This is a genomic window from Pseudomonas nicosulfuronedens (genome assembly GCF_005877905.1).
GTDB lineage: Bacteria > Pseudomonadota > Gammaproteobacteria > Pseudomonadales > Pseudomonadaceae > Pseudomonas > Pseudomonas nicosulfuronedens.
Genome location: NZ_SWDV01000023.1, coordinates 11,614 through 35,303, shown reverse-complemented (window position 1 = coordinate 35,303; position 23,690 = coordinate 11,614). Strand labels below are relative to the sequence as shown.

Here is a 23,690-nt window from a genome sequence, read left to right as displayed (position 1 = left end):
GCAATCCCTGAACGCAGGCACCATCAGTTGGCTGCTGGCCCAGACATTCTGGGTCGGCGGCCTCTGGCTGCTTCAGTTCGTGGTGTTGCCGGCGCTGGGCAAGATCGGCCTGGCACCTCTGCTGGTGGAGGCCGTCGCCGACGCGCTGAAGCCATTGCTTGTGGGTTTCGCCGGTTTCTGCGTGCTGCTCCAGGCTCTGGTGCTCTGGCAGGCGCGCGGGTTCGCTGCCTTTACCCGAGAAACGCGGGGGCAGTTGTTGCTGACGGTGCTGGTGATGGCGGCAGCCTATCTTGTGGTGCGCCAGGTAGCGCCGGATGCTCAGCGCTGGCTACTGTTCAATTACCTGGTGGTGGCGCTGTGCGGGTTGCTGCTGGTGCTGCAGCCGGCGCCTGGGCGGGACGAACGGAACTGACGCGGCGGAGCCTTGCCGGCTCCGCGTTGCCGGTCTTGACTGTCAGAGACCGCTGAAGCGGCTGATGTTCGACAGGTTCTTGTTCGGCTTGGGGTTGCGACGATAGATCAGCGCCATCTTGCCGATGGACTGAACCAGTTCGCAGCTGCCGTTCTGGCAAAGTTCGTCGATCAGCGCGCGACGGTCGTCGCGTTCGGTGATGCGGAACTGCACCTTGATCAGTTCATGATCGTTGAGCGCACGCTCAAGCTCGGCCATTACACCTTCCGAGAGACCGTTTTCTGCAACGGTCAATACGGGTTTCAGGTGATGCCCGATAGATTTGAACTGCTTTTTCTGCTCCTGAGAGAGCGCCATAATCTGACCCCTGGGAAAAAAGGCGGATATTCTACCCGAGTTTCGGTACGACCGGGATGCCGCTCAGACGAGGTAATACGTGGCCCGTTCCAAGACTAGCCATCGCTGGCTGAAAGAACATTTCGACGATCCTTACGTGAAGATGGCACAGCGCGACGGCTACCGCTCGCGCGCCAGCTACAAACTGCTGGAAATCCAGGAGAAGGATCGCATCCTGCGCCCGGGCATGACCGTGGTAGACCTCGGTGCGGCCCCTGGCGGTTGGTCGCAGGTCACCAGCCGGGTGATCGGCGACAAGGGCACCCTGATCGCGTCGGACATCCTGCCGATGGACAGCATCCCGGATGTCACCTTCATCCAGGGTGACTTCACCGAGGACGAGGTCTTCGCCCAGTTGCTCGAGGCCATCGGAGAAAATCCGGTAGACCTTGTGATTTCCGATATGGCCCCCAATATGAGTGGACTGCCCGCCGTGGACATGCCCCGTGCGATGTTCCTCTGCGAGTTGGCCCTGGACCTGTGCACCCGTGTGCTGCGTCCGGGTGGCGATTTCCTGATCAAGATTTTCCAGGGTGAGGGTTTCGACGCTTACCACAAGATGGTTCGCGAGAACTTCGAGAAGGTGCAGATGCGCAAACCGCTGTCGTCCCGCGACCGTTCGCGGGAGCAGTATCTGCTCGCACGAGGCTTTCGCGGCGCCTAGACTGGAATGATTGGGCAGGCTACTGGTCTATGCCTTGCAGGTTTTGCTTGTACCGGTGAAAGCCGGGGTTCATAAAGGGTTACAGACGGCGTCTGCCTGGCGGCGGGCGTTGTGTAGTAATTTTGGCCGGAAGGAGTCTGGCCGTCGTGAGAAGCGGTTTCCAGGGCGGAGCCGGCTTCAGAGGGTAGTCAATTGAACGACATGGCAAAGAACCTGATTCTGTGGCTGATCATCGCGGCGGTACTCGTCACCGTGATGAACAACTTCTCCAGCCCGAGCGAGCCGCAGACGCTCAACTATTCCGACTTCATCCAGCAGGTGAAGGACGGCAAGGTCGAGCGCGTGACCGTCGACGGCTATGTCATCACCGGCAAGCGCCAGGATGGTGACACTTTCAAGACCATCCGCCCGGCGATCCAGGACAACGGCCTGATCGGTGACCTGGTCAACAACAACGTCGTTGTTGAAGGCAAGCAGCCCGAGCAGCAGAGCATCTGGACCCAGTTGCTGGTAGCGAGCTTCCCGATCCTGGTGATCATCGCGGTCTTCATGTTCTTCATGCGCCAGATGCAGGGTGGCGGCGGTGGGCGCGGTGGACCGATGAGCTTCGGCAAGAGCAAGGCGCGCCTGCTGTCGGAAGATCAAGTGAAGACCACCTTCGCCGACGTTGCCGGTTGCGACGAGGCCAAGGAAGAAGTCAGCGAACTGGTGGAATTCCTCCGCGATCCGGGCAAGTTCCAGCGCCTGGGTGGTCGTATCCCGCGCGGCGTGCTGATGGTTGGCCCGCCCGGTACCGGTAAGACCCTGCTCGCCAAGGCGATTGCCGGCGAAGCCAAGGTGCCGTTCTTCACCATTTCCGGTTCGGACTTCGTGGAAATGTTCGTCGGCGTGGGCGCCTCGCGCGTTCGCGACATGTTCGACCAGGCCAAGAAGCACGCACCCTGCATCATCTTCATCGACGAGATCGACGCCGTCGGCCGCCATCGTGGCGCCGGCCTGGGTGGCGGTCACGACGAGCGCGAGCAGACCCTCAACCAGTTGCTGGTGGAGATGGACGGCTTCGAGATGAATGACGGCATCATCGTCATCGCCGCGACCAACCGTCCGGACGTGCTCGACCCTGCGCTGCTGCGTCCGGGTCGCTTCGACCGCCAGGTGGTGGTCGGCCTGCCGGATATTCGTGGCCGCGAACAGATCCTGAAAGTGCACATGCGCAAAGTCCCGCTGGGCGACAACGTCGATCCGGCCGTGATTGCGCGCGGCACCCCGGGCTTCTCCGGTGCCGACCTGGCCAACCTGGTGAACGAGGCCTCGCTGTTCGCCGCCCGTTCCAACAAGCGCATCGTCGACATGCGTGAGTTCGAACTGGCCAAGGACAAGATCATGATGGGCGCCGAGCGCAAGACCATGGTCATGTCCGAGAAGGAGAAGAAGAACACCGCGTTCCACGAAGCCGGCCACGCTATCGTCGGTCGTCTGGTTCCGGAGCACGACCCGGTCTACAAGGTTTCCATCATTCCGCGCGGTCGTGCCTTGGGTGTGACCATGTTCCTGCCGGAAGAAGACCGTTACAGCCTGTCCAAGCGCGCCCTGGAGAGCCAGATCTGCTCGCTGTTCGGTGGCCGTATCGCCGAAGAGATGACCCTGGGCTTCGAAGGAGTGACCACCGGCGCCTCCAACGACATCATGCGTGCCACCCAGTTGGCGCGGAATATGGTGACCAAGTGGGGTCTGTCCGAGAAGCTCGGTCCGCTGATGTACGCGGAAGAGGAGGGCGAGGTCTTCCTCGGCCGTAGCGCTGGCGGCCAGCACTCGAATATCTCGGGTGAGACGGCCAAGCTGATCGACCAGGAAGTGCGCCGCATCATTGACGACTGCTATGGCACCGCCAAGCGCCTGCTGGAAGAAAATCGCGACAAGCTCGACATGATGGCCGACGCACTGATGAAGTACGAAACCATCGATGCTGATCAGATCGACGACATCATGGCTGGTCGCACTCCCCGGGAGCCGCGTGACTGGCAGGGTGGCAACTCCGGCTCTTCCGGCAACGCCGCCTCGCCGCGCGACGAAGGTCGCCAGGAAAATCCGATTGGCGGGCCCGCCGGCGAACACTGAGAGTACTGAATGAGTTCGTTGTACCACCCGACCCGGTTGCCTTGCGGCAACCGGGTTCTTGATTTAAGCCGCCCGCACGTCATGGGCATCCTCAACGTCACCCCTGACTCCTTCTCCGATGGCGGGCGCTTCAACCGGCACGATGCTGCGTTGCGTCACGCGGCGGAGATGGTCACGGCCGGCGCTACGCTGATCGATATCGGTGGTGAGTCGACCCGTCCGGGTGCGCGCGTGGTTTCACCCACTGAGGAGTTGGAACGTGTCGCACCGGTGGTCGAAGCCATCGCTCGCGAGCTGGATGTGGTGATCTCCGTCGATACCTCCACCCCGGCGGTGATGCGCGAGACCGCGCGTCTGGGAGCTGGACTGATCAACGATGTGCGTTCCTTGCAGCGTGATGGCGCTCTGGACGCTGCTGCTGACTCTGGGTTGCCAGTCTGCCTCATGCATATGCGCGGCGAGCCCGGAGACATGCAGGACGATCCGCGTTATCCGGACATCCTTGAGGAAGTCCGTGGTTTCCTTGAAAGTCGTGTCTCGGCGTGCGAATCCGTGGGCATTGCCAGGGGACGAATCGTGATCGATCCTGGCTTCGGTTTTGCCAAGACCCAGAACCACAACCTCAACCTGTTCCGTCAGATGGAAGCGTTGCTGGATATGGGGCATCCGCTCCTGGTCGGTGTCTCCCGTAAGAGCATGATTGGTCGGGCGCTGGGGCGCGAAGTAGGGGATCGCCTGTATGGCAGCCTTGCGTTGGCTGCCCTGGCAGTGACCAAGGGAGCCAGCATCATCCGTGTCCACGATGTCGCCGAGACCGTGGATGTGGTTCGAATGATTCACGCAGTAGAAAGTGCAATGGAAGAGGGGATGCCCGCATGAGCAGGAAGTATTTTGGCACCGATGGAATTCGCGGTCGCGTAGGCACTCCGCCGATCACGCCGGACTTCGTGCTCAAGTTGGGTTGGGCCGTGGGTATGGCCTTCCGCCAGCAGGGCAAATGTCGCGTGCTGGTGGGCAAGGACACCCGAATTTCCGGTTACATGTTCGAATCCGCACTGGAAGCTGGTTTGTCTGCCGCCGGGGCCGACGTGATGTTGCTGGGCCCAATGCCCACTCCCGGTATCGCCTATCTGACTCGTACTTTCCATGCCGAAGCTGGCATCGTCATCAGTGCTTCGCACAATCCGCACGACGACAACGGCATCAAGTTCTTCTCCGGGCAGGGCACCAAGCTGCCCGATGAAGTCGAGTTGATCATCGAGGAGCTCCTGGATGCGCCGATGACCGTGGTCGAGTCCGCTCGTCTGGGCAAGGTCTCGCGCATCAACGACGCTGCAGGCCGCTACATCGAGTTCTGCAAGAGCAGCGTGCCCTCTAACACCAGCTTCGCCGGGCTGCGCATCGCGCTGGATTGCGCCCATGGTGCGACCTACAAGATTGCCCCCAATGTCTTCCGTGAGCTGGGTGCCGAGGTGTTCGTCATCGGTGCTGAGCCCAATGGCCTGAACATCAACCACAATTGTGGCTCCACTCACATGGGGGCGCTGCAGGAGGCGGTGCTGGCCGAGCATGCCGACATCGGTATCGCCTTCGACGGCGACGGCGACCGGGTGATGATGGTTGATCACACCGGCACCATCGTCGATGGCGACGAGATTCTCTACCTCATTGCCCGAGACATGCTGGATCGCGGCAAGCTGCATGGTGGTGTGGTCGGGACGCTGATGAGCAACCTCGGGCTCGAGCTGGCCCTGCAAGATCTCCATATTCCCTTCGCTCGTGCCAAGGTAGGGGATCGCTATGTGATGTCCGAGTTGCAGTCGCGCAACTGGCAGTTGGGCGGTGAAAATTCCGGTCATGTGGTCTGCTACCAGCACACCACGACAGGGGATGCGATCATTGCGGCATTGCAGGTGCTGATGGCGCTCAAAACCCGCGGCCAGAACCTGGCCGAAGCGCGCATGGGTATTCGCAAGTGCCCACAGGTGCTGATCAACGTGCGCTTCGCTGGCGGTGGCGTCGACCCGCTGGAGCATCCGGCAGTGAAGGAAGCCTGCGCCAAGGTGACCGAGGAAATGGCTGGGCGTGGCCGCGTTCTGCTGCGCAAGTCCGGAACCGAGCCGCTGGTTCGGGTGATGGTCGAGGGTGACGAGGAAGCTCGTGTTCGTGCCTACGCCGAACAGCTGGCAAAAGTCGTTACAGAGGTATGTGCTTGATTTCTCTTGTCAGTTCCCAAAGCGTCGAGTAATATCTGCGCCCACTTTGCTCAGCGAGGTACAGCATGCGTCGACCCTTGGTGGCCGGTAATTGGAAAATGCACGGTACCCGCTCCAGCGTCACGGAGCTGATCAAAGGCCTGCGTCAACTGGCTCTTCCCACGGGTGTCGATGTGGCGGTTTTTCCGCCCTGTCTGTACATCAACCAGGTTGTACAAGGCCTGGATGGAAAGGCGGTTGCCGTCGGTGCGCAAAATTGCGCGGTTGAGCCGATGCAGGGTGCCTTGACGGGCGAGATCGCAGCCAGCCAGCTGGCGGATGCGAACTGCTCCCTGGTGCTGGTTGGTCACTCCGAGCGCCGCTTGATCCTGGGTGAGAGCGATGGAGTGATCAGTCGCAAGTTTGCGGCGGTTCAATCGTGTGGCCTGACTCCGATCCTGTGCGTGGGTGAAACCCGCGAGCAGCGTGAGGCGGGCAAGACTCTTGAGGTTGTCGGGCGCCAGTTGGGCTCGGTGATCGAAGATCTCGGTGTCGGGGCGTTTACCCGCGCCGTTGTGGCTTACGAGCCGGTGTGGGCGATTGGGACGGGGCTGACTGCCTCGCCCGAGCAAGCCCAGGAAGTGCATGCGGCGATTCGCGCGCAGATCTCGGCGGAAAACGCAGAGGTGGCCCGCGGCCTTCGTCTCCTGTACGGCGGCAGTGTCAAGGCTGCCAACGCTGTCGAGCTTTTCGGCATGCCGGATATCGATGGGGGGCTCATTGGTGGAGCTTCCCTGAATGCAGATGAGTTCGGTGCGATCTGTCGCGCCGCAGGAAACTGAAGATGCTGGAAACAGTTGTAATCGTGATTCACCTGCTGATGGCGCTGGGTCTGGTTGTGCTGGTCCTGCTTCAGCAAGGCAAGGGTGCCGACGCTGGTGCGTCGTTTGGTGCAGGCGCTTCGGGTACGGTTTTTGGTAGCCAGGGTTCTGCTACCTTCCTGAGTCGCTTCACCGCTGTACTGGCTGCAGTTTTTTTTATTACCAGCTTGGGTTTAGCGTATTTTGCTAAAGAAAAAGCTGATATGATTCGTCACGCTGGGCTACCTGATCCGGCAGTGATGGAGCAGAAGCAGGAACAAGCTCCGGCAGCAAGTGATGTGCCGGGCGCGCAAGGGCAGCCTCAAGCCCCTGCAGGCGGTAACGGCGACGTTCCGGCAGCTCCTGAGCAGAAGTAAGCAGGCAAGAGTTTTTGCCGAGGTGGTGGAATTGGTAGACACGCTACCTTGAGGTGGTAGTGGCCATAGGCTGTAGGGGTTCGAGTCCCCTCCTCGGTACCATATACGAAAAGGCCCGCAGTGCGGGCCTTGTCGTTTCGGAGTTTCGGTTGACCTTCAAGGGGCTCAACCGTATAATTTCGCACCAGCTTTGACGCGGGATGGAGCAGTCTGGTAGCTCGTCGGGCTCATAACCCGAAGGTCGTAGGTTCAAATCCTGCTCCCGCAACCAGTTTGGCAGAGCCCCTTTTCAGGGGCTTTTTGCTAGCTGGACAGTCCGTGCCGCCAGGTCAGGGCGGTCCTTAAGGGATGGGCGTTTCGCCCATTTTTTGTTTCTACAGCATACGCGAGGCGATCAGGTGTCGAGCAAGCTAGAACAGTTGCAGGCCTTGTTGGCCCCTGTAGTAGAGGCGCTCGGCTATGAGTGCTGGGGCCTGGAGTTCATTTCCCAAGGTCGTCATTCCCTGCTCCGGGTTTATATCGATCGTCAGGAAGGCATCCTGGTCGATGATTGTGAAATTGTCAGTCGTCAGATCAGTGGCATTCTCGACGTAGAGGATCCGATCAGCGGTGAGTACACCCTCGAGGTGTCGTCGCCGGGTATGGATCGGCCGCTCTTCACCCTTGAACAGTTCGCGCTCTATGTCGGCGAGCAGGTGAAGATCAAGCTGCGCACGCCCTTTGAGCGGCGCCGCAATTTCCAGGGCATTCTCCGTGGTGTGGAGGAGCAGGATGTGGTGGTCCTGGTGGATGACCATGAATACCTGCTGCCGGTCGACTCGATCGACAAGGCCAACATCATTCCCCGATTTGAGTGAGCCGCGAGAGCGCGGATTCCAATGGATTGAAAGGCGAGGCGTACGATGAGCAAAGAAGTACTGCTGGTTGTTGAGTCGGTATCCAACGAGAAGGGTGTACCGCCTGGCGTGATTTTCGAAGCGCTGGAGCTGGCCCTGGCAACCGCGACCAAAAAGCGTTTCGAGGACGAGGTTGACCTGCGTGTGGAAATCAACCGCGCCAACGGCAACTACGAAACCTTCCGTCGCTGGACCATCGTCGAGGATGAGGATTATTCCAATCCTGCCTCGGAACTGACCGTCGAAGACGTGCAGGAAGAGCACCCCGGCATGAAAGCCGGCGAGGTCATCGAAGAAAAGATCGAATCCATCGAGTTCGGCCGCATCGCCGCACAGACCGCCAAGCAGGTCATCGTGCAGAAAGTTCGCGAAGCCGAGCGCGCCCAGGTGGTCGATGCCTACCGCGAGAAGGTCAACGAGATCATCTCCGGCACCGTCAAGAAGGTTACCCGCGACAACGTGATCGTCGATCTGGGCAACAACGCTGAAGCGCTGCTGGCCCGCGACCAGATCATCCCGCGTGAAACCTTCCGCGTCGGCACCCGTGTGCGTGCCCTGCTGAAGGAAATCCGCAGCGAGAACCGTGGTCCTCAGCTGATCCTGTCGCGTACCGCGCCGGAAATGCTGATCGAGCTGTTCCGCATCGAAGTACCGGAAATCGCCGAGCAACTGATCGACGTGATGGCCGCTGCCCGTGATCCGGGTTCGCGCGCCAAGATCGCCGTTCGCTCCAAGGACAAACGTATCGATCCGCAGGGTGCCTGCATCGGTATGCGTGGTTCCCGCGTCCAGGCCGTCTCCGGCGAGCTGGGCGGCGAGCGTGTGGACATCGTCCTCTGGGACGACAACCCCGCGCAGTTCGTGATCAACGCCATGGCCCCGGCCGAAGTGGCGGCGATCATCGTCGACGAAGATACCCACACCATGGATATCGCCGTCGCCGAGGACAACCTGGCACAGGCCATCGGCCGCAGTGGCCAGAACGTCCGTCTGGCCAGCCAGCTCACCGGCTGGACCCTGAACGTGATGACCGAGGCCGATATCCAGGCCAAACAGCAGGCTGAAACTGGCGACATCCTGCAGCGCTTCGTCGACGAGCTGGATGTCGATGAAGAACTCGCCCAGGTCCTGGTTGAAGAAGGTTTCACCACCCTGGAAGAGATCGCCTACGTACCGATGGAAGAGATGCTCAGCATCGACGGCTTCGACGAAGACATCGTCAACGAGCTGCGCTCGCGTGCCAAGGACCGCCTGCTGACCAAAGCCATCGCCACTGAAGAGAAACTCGCCGACGCACAACCTGCCGAAGACCTGCTCAGCCTCGATGGTATGACCAAAGAGCTGGCCGTGGACCTGGCGCTGCGTGGCGTAACCACCCGTGAAGATCTTGCCGAGCAATCTATTGACGATCTGCTCGACATCGACGGCATGGACGAAGAGCGTGCCGGCAAGTTGATCATGGCCGCCCGGGCCCATTGGTTCGAGTAAGCATTCGCGGCCTGAGGAGAGAAGTGCATGACGCAAGTCACGGTGAAAGAACTGGCCAAGACGGTCGATACGCCGGTAGAGCGCCTGCTGCAGCAGATGCGCGAAGCGGGTCTGCCGCACAACAACGCCGAGCAGGTAGTGACCGATAGCGAGAAACAAGCGCTGCTGGCCCACTTGAAAGGCAGCCACGGCGATCGCGCGGATGAACCGCGCAAGATCACCCTGCAACGCAAGACCACCTCGACCATCAGGGTCGCTGGCAGCAAGACCGTCAGCGTCGAGGTTCGCAAGAAGAAGACCTACGTCAAGCGTGATCCTGAAGAGCTTGAGGCCGAGCGCCAGCGCGAGCTGGAAGAACAGCGTGCCGCTGAAGAAGCCGTACGTGTGAAGGCCGAGGAAGAGGCCCGTCAGCGCGCCGCCGCGGAAGAGGCCCGTCGTCAGGCGGACGCCGCTCGCCAAGCCACTGATGTTGCACCGGCTGCTGCCGCTCCGGCTGCTGCCGATGCGCCGCGCGCCGCAGCTCCGGCTGCCGCTCCTGCTGCTCCGGCCGCTGCCACTCCTGCTGCGGACGACCGCAAGAAGGACGAAGTGCGCCGCGCGCCGAAGCGCGACGACGAGGACGAGCGCCGTGATCGCAAGCATGCCCAGCATCGCCCGTCGATCAAGGAAAAGGAAAAGACCACTGCGCCGCGCGTTGTGCGCAGCGGTGGCGACGACGACGACAGCTTTGGCCGTCGCGGCGGTGGCCGTGGCAAGGGCAAGCTGAAGAAGCGTAACCAGCACGGGTTCCAGAGCCCGACAGGACCGATTGTGCGTGAAGTGAATATCGGCGAAACCATCACCGTGGGCGATCTCGCTGCCCAGATGTCGGTGAAGGGCGCTGAGGTCGTCAAGTTCATGTTCAAGATGGGCACCCCGGTGACCATCAACCAGGTACTCGACCAGGAGACCGCCCAACTGATCGCCGAAGAGCTCGGCCACAAGGTCAAGCTGGTCAGCGAGAACGCCCTGGAAGAGCAACTGGCCGAATCGCTGAAGTTCGAAGGCGAGGCGGTATCCCGCGCGCCGGTCGTAACCGTGATGGGCCACGTCGACCACGGCAAGACCTCGCTGCTCGACTACATCCGTCGTGCGAAGGTGGCAGCTGGCGAAGCTGGCGGCATCACCCAGCACATCGGCGCCTACCACGTGGAAACCGACCGCGGCATGGTCACCTTCCTCGACACCCCTGGCCACGCCGCGTTCACCGCGATGCGTGCCCGTGGTGCCCAGGCGACTGACATCGTCATCCTCGTGGTGGCAGCGGACGACGGCGTGATGCCGCAGACCCAGGAAGCCGTACAGCACGCGAAAGCGGCTGGTGTGCCGATCGTGGTTGCGGTGAACAAGATCGACAAGCCCGACGCCAACCCGGACAACATCAAGAACGGCCTGGCCGCTCTGGACGTGATTCCGGAAGAGTGGGGCGGCGATGCTCCGTACGTTCACGTCTCCGCCAAGCTGGGTACCGGCGTCGACGAGCTGCTCGAAGCCGTACTGCTGCAGGCTGAAGTGCTCGAACTCAAAGCCACTCCGTCGGCCCCTGGCCGTGGCGTGGTGGTCGAGTCCCGTCTGGACAAGGGCCGCGGCCCGGTAGCCACCGTGCTGGTCCAGGACGGCACCCTGCGTCAGGGCGACATGGTTCTGGTCGGCGTCAACTACGGCCGCGTCCGTGCGATGCTCGACGAGAACGGCAAGCCGATCAAGGAAGCCGGTCCGTCCATTCCGGTCGAGATCCTCGGCCTGGATGGCACTCCGGATGCCGGTGACGAGATGACCGTGGTTGCCGACGAGAAGAAGGCCCGCGAAGTCGCTCTGTTCCGTCAAGGCAAGTTCCGCGAAGTGAAACTGGCTCGTGCCCACGCCGGCAAGCTGGAAAACATCTTCGAGAACATGGGCCAGGAAGAGAAGAAGACCCTCAACATCGTGCTCAAGTCCGATGTCCGTGGTTCGCTGGAGGCCCTGCAGGGCTCGCTCAGCGGCCTGGGCAACGACGAAGTGCAGGTTCGCGTGGTCGGTGGCGGCGTCGGTGGTATCACCGAGTCCGATGCCAACCTGGCGCTGGCCTCCAACGCGGTGCTGTTCGGCTTCAACGTCCGTGCTGACGCCGGTGCGCGCAAGATCGTCGAGTCCGAAGGCCTCGACATGCGTTACTACAACGTGATCTACGACATCATCGAAGACGTCAAGAAAGCCCTGACCGGCATGCTCGGCAGCGATGTTCGCGAGAACATCCTGGGCATCGCCGAAGTGCGCGACGTGTTCCGTTCGCCGAAGTTCGGCGCGGTCGCCGGCTGCATGGTCACCGAGGGTCTGGTGCACCGCAATCGTCCGATCCGTGTACTGCGCGACGACGTGGTTATCTTCGAAGGCGAGCTGGAATCCCTGCGTCGCTTCAAGGATGACGTCTCGGAAGTACGTGCCGGCATGGAGTGCGGTATCGGCGTGAAGAGCTACAACGACGTCCGCGTCGGCGACAAGATCGAAGTGTTCGAGAAGGTCGAAGTCGCTCGTACTCTGTAAGGGTATTCGAGCGTGAACGCAGCGCCCGGGCCGGCTTTCCAGCTGTCCCGGGCGTTTGCCGCTTTCAGACCCGGAGCCTCTCGGCTCGGGTAAGCAGGTTAGAAAAATGGCCAAAGAGTACAGCCGTACCCAGCGTATCGGCGACCAGATGCAGCGCGAACTGGCGCTGCTGATCCAGCGTGAAATCAAGGACCCGCGTCTCGGTCTGGTGACCATCACCGGCGTCGACGTGGCCCGCGACCTGTCCCATGCCAAGGTGTACGTCACCGTGATGGGCCAGGACGACAACGCCGAAGTGGTGAAGCAGAACACCAGCATCCTCAACGATGCCGCCGGTTTCCTGCGCATGCAGTTGGGCAAGGCGATGAAACTGCGCACCGTGCCGCAACTGCACTTCAGCTACGACGCCAGCATCCGCCGTGGTGCCGAGCTGTCGGCGCTGATCGAGCGCGCAGTGGCTGCCGATCGTCGCGGCGGCGATTCCGAGGAGTAACGCGTGGCCCAGGTGAAACGCATTCGCCGTGCGGTCAACGGCGTGCTGATTCTCGACAAGCCGCGCGGCATGAGCTCCAACCAGGCCCTGCAGAAGGTGCGCTGGCTGCTCAACGCCGAGAAGGCTGGCCACACCGGCAGCCTCGACCCGTTGGCCACCGGCGTGCTGCCGCTGTGCTTCGGCGAGGCGACCAAGTTCTCCCAGTACCTGCTCGATGCCGACAAGGCCTACGAGACGGTGGCCCAGCTGGGCGTCACCACCACCACCGGCGATGCCGAGGGCGAGGTGGTTGAGCAACGCGAGGTGACCGTTGGTCGGGAGGCCATCGAGGCCCTGCTGCCGCGCTTCCGCGGCGATATAGAGCAGGTGCCGCCGATGTACTCGGCGCTGAAGAAGGATGGCCAGCCGTTGTACAAGCTGGCTCGTGCGGGAGAGGTAGTGGAGCGCGAGGCGCGTTCTGTTACTATTGCGCGCCTGGAAATGCTCGCGTTCGAGTCGCCCTGTGCGACCCTGGCGGTTTCCTGCAGCAAGGGCACCTACATTCGCACCCTGGTCGAAGACCTCGGCCGCGAACTCGGGTGTGGCGCACATGTCGCCGCCTTGCGCCGGACACAGGCCGGACCGTTCCAGCTGAACCAGTCGGTGACGCTGGAGGAGCTCGAGAAAGTCCATGCCGAGGGTGGCAACGAAGCCCTCGACCGCTTCCTGCTGCCGGTGGATGCCGGCCTGGAACACTGGCCGCTGCTGCAGTTGTCCGAGCACAGCGCCTACTACTGGCTGCATGGTCAGCCGGTACGCGCCCCGGATATGCCGAAGTTCGGCATGCTGCGGGTGCAGGATCATGAAGGCCGCTTCATCGGCATCGGTGAAGTAGTCGAAGACGGGCGCCTGGCGCCGCGTCGACTGATTCGGTCTTAAGGCCGAAACCGAGGGTGGCTGTCAGCAGGCACGGTCACTCCTCTTACTATGAACACAGGGAGAAGTCCCTGGCCTGTTACCTCAGAGGAAGCCCCATCATGGCACTGAGCGTCCAAGAAAAAGCCCAGATCGTTAACGAGTACAAGCAAGCTGAGGGCGACACCGGTTCCCCGGAAGTGCAGGTTGCACTGCTGTCCGCCAACATCAACAAGCTGCAGGACCACTTCAAGGCCAACGGCAAAGACCACCACTCCCGTCGTGGCCTGATCCGTATGGTTAACCAGCGTCGTAAGCTGCTGGACTACCTGAAGAGCAAGGACACCTCTCGTTACAGCGCCCTGATCGGTCGCCTGGGCCTGCGTCGCTAAGACGGCAAGCCTGAAGTGGGAAGCTGGGAGTCCGGGGTCGATGGGCGGTGTAAACCGCTCATCGGCTCTGGCTCCCGGCTTTCTCGCTTTTACAGGGAATGAAATCGGGTCCGACTCCCGGCATTTCCACAATTTCCCCCAAGGCAACTAAAGAGAAGGTAGAAGAACCGTGAACCCGGTAACCAAGAAATTCCAGTTCGGTCAGTCGACCGTAACCCTCGAGACTGGCCGCATTGCCCGCCAGGCCACCGGTGCCGTCCTGGTCACCATGGACGACGTCACCGTGCTCTGCACCGTCGTCGGCGCCAAGCAGGCCGACCCGAGCAAGAGCTTCTTCCCGCTCTCCGTGCACTACCAGGAGAAGACTTACGCAGCTGGCCGTATCCCCGGTGGTTTCTTCAAGCGTGAAGGCCGTCCTTCCGAGAAGGAAACCCTGACCTCGCGCCTGATCGACCGTCCGATTCGCCCGCTGTTCCCGGAAGGCTTCATGAACGAAGTGCAGGTTGTCTGCACCGTCGTTTCCACCAACAAGAAGTCCGATCCGGACATCGCTGCCATGATCGGCACCTCCGCCGCCCTGGCGATCTCCGGCATCCCGTTCGCCGGCCCGATCGGCGCTGCCCGCGTTGGTTTCCACCCGGAAATCGGCTACATCCTCAACCCGACCTATGAGCAGCAGCAGAGCTCCAGCCTCGACATGGTCGTGGCCGGTACCTCCGACGCCGTGCTGATGGTTGAATCCGAAGCCGACGAGCTGACCGAAGACCAGATGCTGGGTGCCGTTCTGTTCGCCCACGAAGAATTCCAGGCTGTCATCCGTGCCGTTGCCGAACTGGCAACCGAAGCCGGCAAGCCGACCTGGAACTGGTCCGCTCCGGTCGAAAACACCGCCCTGGTCAACACCATCAAGGCCGAATTCGGTGCTGCCATCTCTGAGGCTTACACCGTTACCGTCAAGCAGGACCGTTACGCGGCCCTGGACGCCCTGCGCGAGCAGATCGTCGCCAAGTTCGCCGGTGAAGGCGAAGGCCAGTTCTCCGCAGGTGAAGTCAAAGAAGTCTTCGGCCTGCTGGAATACCGCACCGTTCGCGAAAACATCGTCAACGGCAAACCGCGTATCGATGGCCGCGACACCCGCACCGTTCGCCCGCTGCGTATCGAAGTCGGCGTACTGGGCAAGACCCACGGTTCGGCGCTGTTCACCCGCGGCGAAACCCAGGCTCTGGTCGTTGCCACCCTTGGCACCGCCCGTGACGCCCAGCTGCTCGATACCCTCGAAGGCGAGCGCAAAGACCCCTTCATGCTGCACTACAACTTCCCGCCGTTCTCGGTAGGCGAGTGTGGCCGCATGGGCAGCGCTGGTCGTCGTGAAATCGGCCACGGCCGTCTGGCACGCCGCAGCGTTGCTGCCATGCTGCCGACCCAGGACGAGTTCCCCTACACCATTCGCGTTGTTTCCGAGATCACCGAGTCCAACGGTTCCAGCTCCATGGCTTCCGTTTGCGGTGCTTCCCTGGCGCTGATGGACGCCGGTGTTCCGGTCAAGGCGCCGGTTGCCGGTATCGCCATGGGCCTGGTGAAGGAAGGTGACAAGTTCGCCATCCTGACCGACATCCTGGGTGACGAAGACCACCTGGGTGATATGGACTTCAAGGTCGCCGGTACCGACAAGGGCGTTACCGCCCTGCAGATGGACATCAAGATCAACGGTATCACCGAAGAGATCATGGAGATCGCCCTGGGCCAGGCCCTGGAAGCTCGCCTGAATATCCTCGGCCAGATGAACCAGATCATCGCCGCTCCGCGCGCCGAGCTGTCGGAAAACGCTCCGACCATGATCCAGATGAAGATCGACACCGACAAGATCCGTGACGTCATCGGCAAGGGCGGCGCCACCATTCGCAGCATCTGCGAAGAGACCAAGGCCTCGATCGACATCGAGGACGATGGCAGCGTGAAGATCTACGGCGAAACCAAGGAAGCTGCCGAGGCCGCCAAGCAGCGCGTCCTGGGTATCACCGCGGAAGCCGAAATCGGCAAGATCTACGTCGGCAAGGTCGAGCGCATCGTGGACTTCGGTGCCTTCGTCAACATCCTGCCGGGCAAGGATGGTCTGGTGCACATCTCGCAGATCAGCGACAAGCGCATCGACAAGGTCACCGACGTTCTGCAGGAAGGCCAGGAAGTCAAAGTCCTGGTTCTCGACGTGGACAACCGTGGTCGCATCAAGCTGTCCATCAAGGACGTCGCCGCTGCTGAAGCCTCTGGCGTGTAAGCGATCGGTGAAATGAAAGAGGGCCCCTTGCGGGCCCTCTTTTTTTGCCTTGAAAATGCGCTATTCGCCGATCTCGCTCCAAGGATGCCCCGAGATGGACAAGCGTTACTGTCACTACCACAGTGCCCAGCCCGCGACCTGGCATTGCCAGCCCTGCGAGCGTCATTACGGCGACTGCTGCATTCCCCTCAATGCCGATGCTCCGGAGTATGCGCCGGCGTGCCCCCTGTGCCGCGGACACCTGCGTTTCCTTGGCGCGGCCAATACAGCGCAACCCTTCTGGGAGCGCCTGCCGAAATTCTTCGCTTACGGCTTCCAGGCCGGACCGCTGGCCTTCTGCGCCCTGCTGGCACTGGCCTGCGTGTTCATGCCGGCCATGATCGTGCTCTGGGTTGCGTTGCTCAGTGTGGCGACCAAGTACCTGCACAGCGTGATCGAAGCCGCGAGCTTTGGCGGCCAGGACGCTCCGGGCCTGCTCGAAGCCTTCAGTGCCGATAGCCTGCGGACCTTCTTCCAGCAGCTGGCGGTGTTCCTGATCGCCCTGGTGCTGCTATGGCTGGCGGCCGACTTCCACAGCGAGGCCGTCTATTGGGTCGCCAACATCACCATCATGCTGGTGCTGCCGGCAAGCATCATCCGGCTATCCCTGGACAAGAGCCTGGGCGCCGCGCTCAGTCCCAGTGAAGTGGGGCAGGTGATCGCAGCCATGGGTTGGCGCTACCTGATTCTCTGCGTGTTTCTGTTCATTCTCTGGCAGTCGCCCACCTATGTCGGCTGGCTGCTCTCCAACGGGCTGCCGCGAGTGGTGATGGTCCCGGTGGTGGCGGGGCTGACGGGGTATTTCGCCGTGGTGATGTGCGCCATGATGGGCTATGCCGTGTTCCAGTATCAGGGCGAACTGGGCTACGTTTCCGCCGGGGAGGACACTCCCGCCGGCTTTGCTGCGCCGGAATGGCACCGTCGCAAGGCGCTGGCCGAGGCTGAGGTGCGGGTCAAGGAGGGGCAGACCGGTGCCGCCCTGGAGATTCTGGTCGCCGCTCTGCGCGAAGGTCGCCAGGACCTCAAGCTGAACGAGCGTTATCACCAGTTGCTCTTCGCCTTGAACGAGCGCGCCGAGTGCCTGAACCATCTGCCCCACTATCTGAGCCTGGCCGGCCGGCTCAATCCGCAGCTAGCCGCCAGTGCCTTCCTCAATGCCCGGCAGCTGCAGGCAGATTACCTGCCGGAGGACCCAAGCATTTGCGAGCGCATTGCTGAAGTCCTGATCGAACGGCACAAGGCCCGCGAGGGGCTGAGCTTGCTGCGTAACCTGCACAAGCGCTTCCCTGACTACCCGGGTATTCCTCGCGCCTATCTGATGGCGGCACGGGCATTCTCCGAGGAGCTGGGCCAGGTGGAACCTGCGCAGCAGTTGCTGGCCTTCATTCGCCAACGCTATCCGGCGTTCGAGCAGATGGGCGAGGTGGTGCAGCTGGAGGCCGTGCTGGCGAAGCTGGGCAAGAGTGCCAGCGGCTGATCGTGCATCCTGCATGGAGCGCAACGGCAGGCTTTGCAAACTGCAAGCGAATGGTTGCTTTGTGTTTTTTGTAATCTATTGATTTATAAGGTTTTTACTGAATTTAAAAAGCTGGCACAGGCCTTGCGATAGTCCTTGTGCAACTGCTGCCAGGAACGGGCCGCAGTTTTCCAATAATTCAGGAGAAACCGCCATGAAACGTTTCAACAAACTGGCCCTTGCCGCTGCCACTGCTACCGCCCTGAGCTTCTCGTTCGCCAACGCGGTGTTCGCCCAGCCGACGACTCTGGCCGCCAATGACACCGTCCAGAAAACTGAAGAGGCGGTTTCCGATACCTGGATCACCAGCAAGGTCAAATCCAGCCTGATCGCCAACAAGGACATCAGCGGTACCAACATCAAGGTCGAAACCAACAAAGGTGTGGTTTCCCTGTCCGGTAACGTGAAAACCGATGCCGAGAAGGAACTGGCCATCCAGACCACCAAAGGCATCAAAGGCGTGACTGCCGTGTCCGCTGACGGACTGAAGTCGGTCGAGTAAGGGCGCGCGCTCACCCTCGCTTACCCCAACTGACCCTTCGAGGAGAATCGCGATGAACAACGACATCATCAAAGGCAAGTGGAAGCAGCTTTCTGGCTCGCTCAAGGAAAAGTGGGGCAAGCTCACCGACGATGACCTGCAGGCGGCGGATGGACACGCCGAATACCTGGTCGGCAAACTGCAGGAACGCTACGGCTGGACCCGCGAAAAAGCGGAAGACGAAGTCCGCGACTTCAGCCGCCGTCTGTAGCGCCCAGACACAGGGATGACCCAAGCCCCGCCGGTTCGCCGACGGGGCTTTTTCATGGGCGGATCAGGGCGCGAGATGCTGCTGGTAGATCGTCAGTTGTCGGGTTGTATCGGCATCCGGGTAATGCTGGCGGAGGAAGCGTGACAGCTCGCGCACAGCCTGCAAGTCGCCTTTCTGGCCCATCTGCTTGGCCAGTTGCAGGGTCAGGCCGGGCAGCGGTTCAGGCAGTTGGCCGGAGCGCGACAGGCGACGCCAGCTGTTCAGTGCCTGGGCGGACTCATTGCGCTGGAGCAGTTTCCGCAACAGGTGCAGTTGAATCGCCGGGTGGGCCAGCAGACCCGCGTCGCTGGCCGCACTTTCCTCGGCGAGGCGGCGCAGTAGCGCATCGGCTGCGGCGGAAGGCGGCAGGGCGAACAACTGCTTGAGGGTTTCACTCATCAGGGCGCGGTCCTGCCTCCCCTTGGCTACGCCGTACAGGCGTTCGACCAGTACCGGCTGGCCGGGAAACTGCCGTAGCAGCTCCGGGCCGCGTGCGGCCGCCTGGTCGAGGGCGAAGCGGCCGATCTGATCGTCCAGCGACGCCAGGGCGCGTTTGAAGGGAGCTTCCGGGTCCTCTTTGCTCAGGTACGCCTCGTCAACCGGCATTCGCCCCAGCTTGCGCGGCAGCCAGACGGCGAGAAAGCCGGAGATCAATCCGCCGATGTGCGCGTAGTAGTTCACGTGGTCGGCGGCACGGACCAGCCCGAACAGTTCCTTGCCCAGCCACAGCGGCAGGATCCACAGCGCCGGGGCCTTGAGATAGCCCATCAGGGGCCCGAGCCAGTAGAAGAACTGGATGCGCTGCAGGCCATAGACGCCGATGTACATGCCCATCAGGCCGGAAATCGCGCCCGAGGCACCAATGCCTGGCACCCATGAAGGATCGAGCGCCCACCACAGCAGGCCGGAACACAGGCCGCTGAACAGGTAGAGGCCCAGATAAAGGGCCCGGCCCAGTGCCGCCTCGAGGGCGAAGCCGAAGATGAACAGGAACACCATGTTGCCGGCCAGGTGCCAGAAGCTGCCGTGGAGGAACATCGAGCCGAACAGGCCCTGGACGGTGAAGCGCTCGGGGATGAAGCCGAAGCGCAGGCTGCTGGTCTGGTCGCGCGCCGTTTCCGCCTTGAGGCGCGAGGCCTGCCAGGCGGCGTCCTGCTGGAAGGAGGGCAGGGCGCGCAGCTCATGGCCGAACTCCAGGTCCGAGAGTACCAACCAGGCCAACGTCTGACGGGGAAGGGCTTCGAGGGCGCGCTGCTGATCGGCTTCCAGCTGGTCGCGGCGCTCCAGCGAGGCGCTGAACAACGGCCGCTCATGGCTGAGCAGATCCTGTTCGAGGTAGATGCGCACGGCTTCTTCACGCCGGGTGCTATCGCCACCCTGGTAGCCGAAGTAGATCAGGACGTTGAGGATGATCAGCAGCAGCGTGATGACGGGAGGTTTCTTCCAGTCCAGCGGGTGCTCGGCGGGGACGATAACCATGGCGACCGGTCCTTGGCCCGAATGGCGTGAGTGCGTGAGTGGCGGCGAGACTAGCATCTCGCCAGTACGCCTGTCAGTTGCCGCTGCGCTTGCTCTGGATGTCGCTCAGGCGGTTGCCCTCGAAGCGGACGAAATACAGCATGCCGCTCCAGGGCCCGTAGATCCATTCCTCCACGGCCACCTCCATGGACTCGCCATAGCGCGGGCCAGGTACTTGCTTGTAGCCCAGGAAGGAACGGCTGACGGGTTCGCCACAGCGGCTGAGCACATCGCTGGTGACATCGCCGGTGCTGATCAGCTTGCTGCTGCAGCGCAGGCTGGCGGCCTGTGCATCAATGGCGGTGAGGGCGAGGGGCAGCAGCAGGACCGCCAGGCGCAGTACGAGAGGCGTCTTCAATTGCGTTTGAACTCGATGCTTTTGAGCTTGTTGGCTTCGAAGGTGAGGATGTAGCTGGTGCCATTGCGCGGGCCGTAGACCCACTCTTCGACCCGATACTCGCGCCGGTCGTAGCCGCCGAGGGTATAGCCGACTTCATCGCGGTGATCCGGCGCGCCGCACTTCTGCTCGACTTCCCAGGCGCGGTCGCCGGCGTTGATCAGGGAACTGCCGCAGCGCATGCTTTCCGCCTGGGCGCCCGCCGCGCAAAGCAGCAGGGCGCAGGACATCCAGGTCAGGGCTTTCATCGAACGACTCCTTATTCGCTATCCAGGTGCAGCTGGGTGGCCACACTTCCACCATTCTCCGCTTCGCCGAAGCTGACGTCGATGAGGTAGATGCGGTCGTCACCCAGGCCACCCTTGGCGACCAGGTAGTCCTTGATCTGCGTTGCGCGCTCCTGACCGAGCTTGCGCAGCAGCAACTGGCTGTCGCTCCAGGAGTCCAACACGGCCTGGCGCATCTTCGCCGAGCGCTCGTCCTTGCTCAGTTGTTGCCATTCCGCTGGGGGTTGTTTCTTCAGGCGTGCGCGGTAGACACCTTCGAGCAGGATCGGCTGCAGGTCCTCGGGGACCTCGAGTTGGCTGGCATCGCTGGGCACCTTGTCGCCGCGGCGCTGTAACATGCTGTAGTAGTTCTTCTGGTATTCCTGCTGCAGACGCTTGTCGGCCAATAGCGGACCATCGCTGGCAGCAGCGGCGACACCTTCGACCTCCAGTTTCAGGGCCGGGCGCTGCTTGAGGGCCGCGGCCAACTTGTCGAGATTGCCCTGGGCGCTGGCGTCCAGTTCGCTGGAGCCGGCGGCAAACGCCACGTTGCTCAGGTCCGGCCCGCCACCGCCGCTGGCCAGGCCGGCGATGAAGTTGAACGGCGCCTGCACCGCGCGCACCACCAGGTTGCGCAGGGTCTGCCAGACGATAGGCATGACGCTGAACTGCGGGTTGTTCAGATCGCCTTCCACCGGCAGCTGGATGTCGATGTTGCCGTTGGCGTCCTTGAGCAGGGCGATCGCCAGCTTCACCGGCAGGTCAACGGCGTCGGGACTGTCCACCTTCTCGCCCAGCTGCAGGTGTTCGACCAGCACCTTGTTGTCAGCTTTGAGCTTGCCCTGGGTGATCTGGTAATGCAGGTCCAGATTCAGCCTACCCTTGCGGATGCGGTAGCCGGCGAACTTGCCGGAGTACGGCGTCAGGGTGGTCAGCTCGACGCGTTTGAAGCTGGTGGCGATATCCAGCTTTTCCAGCGGCGAGAACGGGTTGAGGCTGCCCTTGATGGTGACCGGCGCGTACTTGTCGACCTTGCCCTTCACGTCCACCGAGGCCGGGGCAGGATTGCGGTTGTCGATGGTGCCGATCTCGCCGCCCAGCTGCTGGATGGCGGTGGCGAAGTCCGGGCGCAGGGTCAGGTCGGCGAAGTTGGCCGAACCGTTGTTGATCTTCACGCCACCGATACGGATGCCTAGCGGCTTGCTATTGCTGCCTGAACCATTGCCTTTGTTCGCCGAAGACGATGCGGATTCGGGTTGTGGAATGATGAGCTCGCTGACGTTGGTGCTGCGGTCCTCGTTGATGATGAAGCGCGCATAGGGCTCTTCCAGCGAGACAGTCTGGATCACCAGGCTGTCGCCATGCTTGTACGCCAGGCCATCGAGGGTCAGTTTGGTCCATTTGACGAAGTCGCGGCTCTTGAGGGTATCGAGCGTGTGCAGCTGGGTGACCTGGGCGCTGCCGTTGACGCTGAAGGCCAGCGGGTCGGTGCCCTTGAGGTCGACGTCCAGGTCGCTGGACAGCAGGCCGCTGCGCAGTTCCAGGCGAATGAACGGATCGATGTAGGCCTGCGCGACGCGCAGGTCGATATCGCGGGTCGAAACCTTCAGTCTGGCGCTGACCGGGTTGGGGATGACCTGGCCGCTGGCTTCGACCTGCCCGCGCGGGCCGAGGCCGGTCTTGAGCTTGAGCTGCAGTGGCGAGGTCAGGCCGCTGTCGAGATTCTGCAGGTCCAGGTCCAGCGGGCCGACTTCAAGGTTTACCGGCTTGCCTGGGACGCGATCAGCCAGGTGTGCTTTGTAGCCGCGCAGTTGGGTGTCGCGCAAAACGACATGCCATGGCTTCGGCGGCTCGGCCGGTTTGCTCTCCTCGGCCGTCTGCGCAGGCTTGTCGGCCTCGGCGACCTTGGCTTCCGGATTGGCCTCCGGTGTGGATGGAACTGCCGGTTTGGATGGCTCGGTTTGGGCCGCCTTGGCAGGAGCGCTGGGCTTGGCTTCCGGTTGCTCGTTCGAGGCCTGCTGTTCCTTCTCGGGCTGCGCAGTCGCCACTGTTGCGGGGGCGGCTTCGGGAGCGGCCTGCGCCTGCGGCGTGGGCTCCTCGGGGCGCTTGTAGGGTTTGAAGGTGGCGAAGAGTTTCTGCCAGTCCAGCTGGCCGTCCTTCTCGCGAGCTGCCCAGGCCTCCAGGCCCTGGCTGCGAATCTGTCCGACCACCACTTCCTGCTTGACGAGGTCCAGGGTCGTTTCGGCCACATCCAGGGTGGCGAGCTTGGCCAGTGGTTTGCCTTCGGGGGAACTGAGGTCAAGATCGCGCAGTTTGATGGCAGCCTTGTCCAGCAGGAGTTGCGTTCCTTTCGAGAGGTCAAGGTGGTAGTCGGAGGCCACGCTGAGGATGCCGTTGTTCAAGTTCAGCGGTGCGTTGTCCCGCACGTAGGGCCACCAGGCCTTCAGCGGCACGCCGTCGAGGGTGAAGCTGCCCTTGGAGGTGAAGGGCACGATGCTCAGGTCGCCTTTCCAGTCGAGCTTGCCACCGTGGGGGCCGGTGGCGACCAGCGTCATTTCCGCGCCGTCCTCCGGCAGGGTGCTGAGGTTGTGCAGCTCGAATCCCATCGGGTCGAAGACGAACTCCACCGGCTCGCTGGGGCGCCGGTCGAGGAAGTGCAGGCTGCCTTCGGCCAGGCGGATGCGGTCGATGCGCAGCGGGAAGGGATCGCTGGGCTCTTCCTGGGCAGGGGCTGGCTCACTGGGCGGCAGCTTGAAGAGCTTGCTCAGGTTCAGCGTGCCGTTCTCGGCGAACAACAGTTCGGTGTGAGGTGCGTCCAGTTCGACGTCGGCGAGGTGCAGCCTGCGTTTCCACAGGCTGTCGAGTTCGAGGTTGGCGTAGAGGCGACGGAAGCGCACCGGTTCCTGCCCATCGTCACCCAGATGCAGGCCCCAGAGGGTGAGCTCGAGGCTGAACGGGTTGAATTCGATACGCTCCAGGCGCGCTGGAACAGTCGAGTAGTGAGCAAGTTGCTGGTTGGCTATCCGCAGGCCAACGCCGGGCAGGATGAGAAAACCCAGCAGGCAATAGAAGAGGACCAACAGCACTACCGCGCCGATGGCGCGTTTCAATCCTTTGGGCATGGCGAGAGTCGTTTCCGTC

General features: G+C 62.2%; 22 protein-coding genes and 2 tRNA genes. 19 read left to right on the top strand and 5 right to left on the bottom strand.

What is annotated here, in order from left to right; genetic code table 11:
* The first annotated feature begins 7 nt into the window (after positions 1 to 7).
* Positions 8 to 412 carry a DUF4149 domain-containing protein gene (locus FAS41_RS17700; protein ID WP_171049506.1) on the top strand — a complete coding sequence of 135 codons (405 nt, stop codon included), beginning with the start codon at positions 8 to 10 and terminating at the stop codon, positions 410 to 412.
* Between the two features lie 42 nt (positions 413 to 454).
* Here the strand turns inward: FAS41_RS17700 and FAS41_RS17695 are convergent, their stop codons facing one another.
* A complete protein-coding gene (locus FAS41_RS17695; RefSeq protein WP_015478938.1) occupies positions 455 to 769 on the bottom strand; it encodes a YhbY family RNA-binding protein in 315 nt (104 codons plus the stop codon).
* Positions 770 to 848: 79 nt separating this feature from the next.
* On the opposite strand from FAS41_RS17695, the gene rlmE reads away from it, so the two are divergent.
* The 18 genes from rlmE to FAS41_RS17605 all read left to right on the top strand — a co-directional run bounded on the left by rlmE (position 849) and on the right by FAS41_RS17605 (position 18,329).
* Positions 849 to 1,472, top strand: a complete 624-nt coding sequence (rlmE, locus tag FAS41_RS17690; RefSeq protein ID WP_045216738.1) for a 23S rRNA (uridine(2552)-2'-O)-methyltransferase RlmE — start codon at positions 849 to 851, stop codon at positions 1,470 to 1,472.
* Between the two features lie 201 nt (positions 1,473 to 1,673).
* Positions 1,674 to 3,590 (top strand): ATP-dependent zinc metalloprotease FtsH, encoded by a 1,917-nt coding sequence (gene ftsH / locus FAS41_RS17685; protein ID WP_045216741.1) that lies wholly within the window; start codon positions 1,674 to 1,676, stop codon positions 3,588 to 3,590.
* A 9-nt stretch (positions 3,591 to 3,599) separates the two neighbouring features.
* The gene (gene folP / locus FAS41_RS17680) at positions 3,600 to 4,469 is read left to right on the top strand and encodes a dihydropteroate synthase (protein ID WP_138524512.1); all 870 of its coding nucleotides are present in this window, start codon (positions 3,600 to 3,602) and stop codon (positions 4,467 to 4,469) included.
* Positions 4,466 to 5,806, top strand: a complete 1,341-nt coding sequence (gene glmM / locus FAS41_RS17675; RefSeq protein WP_138524510.1) for a phosphoglucosamine mutase — start codon at positions 4,466 to 4,468, stop codon at positions 5,804 to 5,806. The genes folP and glmM overlap by 4 nt, the downstream gene beginning before the upstream one ends.
* Positions 5,807 to 5,871: 65 nt before the next feature.
* Positions 5,872 to 6,627 carry a triose-phosphate isomerase gene (gene tpiA / locus FAS41_RS17670; protein ID WP_138524508.1) on the top strand — a complete coding sequence of 252 codons (756 nt, stop codon included), beginning with the start codon at positions 5,872 to 5,874 and terminating at the stop codon, positions 6,625 to 6,627.
* 2 nt (positions 6,628 to 6,629) lie between these two features.
* Positions 6,630 to 7,022 (top strand): preprotein translocase subunit SecG, encoded by a 393-nt coding sequence (gene secG, locus FAS41_RS17665; protein ID WP_081520701.1) that lies wholly within the window; start codon positions 6,630 to 6,632, stop codon positions 7,020 to 7,022.
* A 16-nt stretch (positions 7,023 to 7,038) separates the two neighbouring features.
* Positions 7,039 to 7,124 (top strand) — tRNA-Leu (locus FAS41_RS17660).
* Positions 7,125 to 7,216: 92 nt separating this feature from the next.
* Positions 7,217 to 7,293: transfer RNA gene (locus tag FAS41_RS17655), tRNA-Met, on the top strand.
* A gap of 127 nt (positions 7,294 to 7,420) precedes the next feature.
* The gene (rimP, locus tag FAS41_RS17650) at positions 7,421 to 7,879 is read left to right on the top strand and encodes a ribosome maturation factor RimP (RefSeq protein WP_138524506.1); all 459 of its coding nucleotides are present in this window, start codon (positions 7,421 to 7,423) and stop codon (positions 7,877 to 7,879) included.
* Between the two features lie 45 nt (positions 7,880 to 7,924).
* Entirely contained in the window at positions 7,925 to 9,406 is a 1,482-nt protein-coding gene (nusA, locus tag FAS41_RS17645; RefSeq protein WP_017518943.1) for a transcription termination factor NusA, read from the top strand.
* 27 nt (positions 9,407 to 9,433) lie between these two features.
* Entirely contained in the window at positions 9,434 to 11,968 is a 2,535-nt protein-coding gene (gene infB, locus FAS41_RS17640) for a translation initiation factor IF-2 (RefSeq protein WP_138524504.1), read from the top strand.
* A gap of 106 nt (positions 11,969 to 12,074) precedes the next feature.
* Positions 12,075 to 12,461: a 30S ribosome-binding factor RbfA gene (gene rbfA, locus FAS41_RS17635; protein WP_045216758.1), complete on the top strand. Its 387-nt coding sequence runs from the start codon at positions 12,075 to 12,077 to the stop codon at positions 12,459 to 12,461.
* 3 nt (positions 12,462 to 12,464) lie between these two features.
* Positions 12,465 to 13,379, top strand: coding sequence for a tRNA pseudouridine(55) synthase TruB (truB, locus tag FAS41_RS17630; protein WP_138524502.1), 915 nt, complete (start codon positions 12,465 to 12,467; stop codon positions 13,377 to 13,379).
* A 98-nt stretch (positions 13,380 to 13,477) separates the two neighbouring features.
* Entirely contained in the window at positions 13,478 to 13,747 is a 270-nt protein-coding gene (gene rpsO, locus FAS41_RS17625; RefSeq protein ID WP_017518939.1) for a 30S ribosomal protein S15, read from the top strand.
* A gap of 169 nt (positions 13,748 to 13,916) precedes the next feature.
* Positions 13,917 to 16,022, top strand: coding sequence for a polyribonucleotide nucleotidyltransferase (pnp, locus tag FAS41_RS17620; RefSeq protein WP_045216766.1), 2,106 nt, complete (start codon positions 13,917 to 13,919; stop codon positions 16,020 to 16,022).
* Positions 16,023 to 16,116: 94 nt separating this feature from the next.
* Positions 16,117 to 17,538 (top strand): DUF4013 domain-containing protein, encoded by a 1,422-nt coding sequence (locus tag FAS41_RS17615; protein WP_138524500.1) that lies wholly within the window; start codon positions 16,117 to 16,119, stop codon positions 17,536 to 17,538.
* Between the two features lie 193 nt (positions 17,539 to 17,731).
* Positions 17,732 to 18,079 carry a BON domain-containing protein gene (locus FAS41_RS17610; RefSeq protein WP_138524498.1) on the top strand — a complete coding sequence of 116 codons (348 nt, stop codon included), beginning with the start codon at positions 17,732 to 17,734 and terminating at the stop codon, positions 18,077 to 18,079.
* 52 nt (positions 18,080 to 18,131) lie between these two features.
* Positions 18,132 to 18,329 carry a CsbD family protein gene (locus tag FAS41_RS17605; protein WP_138524496.1) on the top strand — a complete coding sequence of 66 codons (198 nt, stop codon included), beginning with the start codon at positions 18,132 to 18,134 and terminating at the stop codon, positions 18,327 to 18,329.
* 63 nt (positions 18,330 to 18,392) lie between these two features.
* On the opposite strand, the gene FAS41_RS17600 is transcribed toward FAS41_RS17605, so the two are convergent.
* The 4 genes from FAS41_RS17600 to FAS41_RS17585 all read right to left on the bottom strand — a co-directional run bounded on the left by FAS41_RS17600 (position 18,393) and on the right by FAS41_RS17585 (position 23,671).
* On the bottom strand, positions 18,393 to 19,847 hold the full coding sequence (locus FAS41_RS17600; protein WP_138524494.1) for a rhomboid family intramembrane serine protease: 1,455 nt from the start codon (positions 19,845 to 19,847) through the stop codon (positions 18,393 to 18,395).
* 73 nt (positions 19,848 to 19,920) lie between these two features.
* Positions 19,921 to 20,244: a DUF2845 domain-containing protein gene (locus tag FAS41_RS17595; RefSeq protein WP_138524492.1), complete on the bottom strand. Its 324-nt coding sequence runs from the start codon at positions 20,242 to 20,244 to the stop codon at positions 19,921 to 19,923.
* Positions 20,241 to 20,531 (bottom strand): DUF2845 domain-containing protein, encoded by a 291-nt coding sequence (locus FAS41_RS17590; protein ID WP_138524490.1) that lies wholly within the window; start codon positions 20,529 to 20,531, stop codon positions 20,241 to 20,243. The genes FAS41_RS17595 and FAS41_RS17590 overlap by 4 nt, the downstream gene beginning before the upstream one ends.
* 11 nt (positions 20,532 to 20,542) lie before the next feature.
* Positions 20,543 to 23,671, bottom strand: coding sequence for a DUF748 domain-containing protein (locus FAS41_RS17585; RefSeq protein ID WP_138524488.1), 3,129 nt, complete (start codon positions 23,669 to 23,671; stop codon positions 20,543 to 20,545).
* Positions 23,672 to 23,690: the final 19 nt, after the last annotated feature.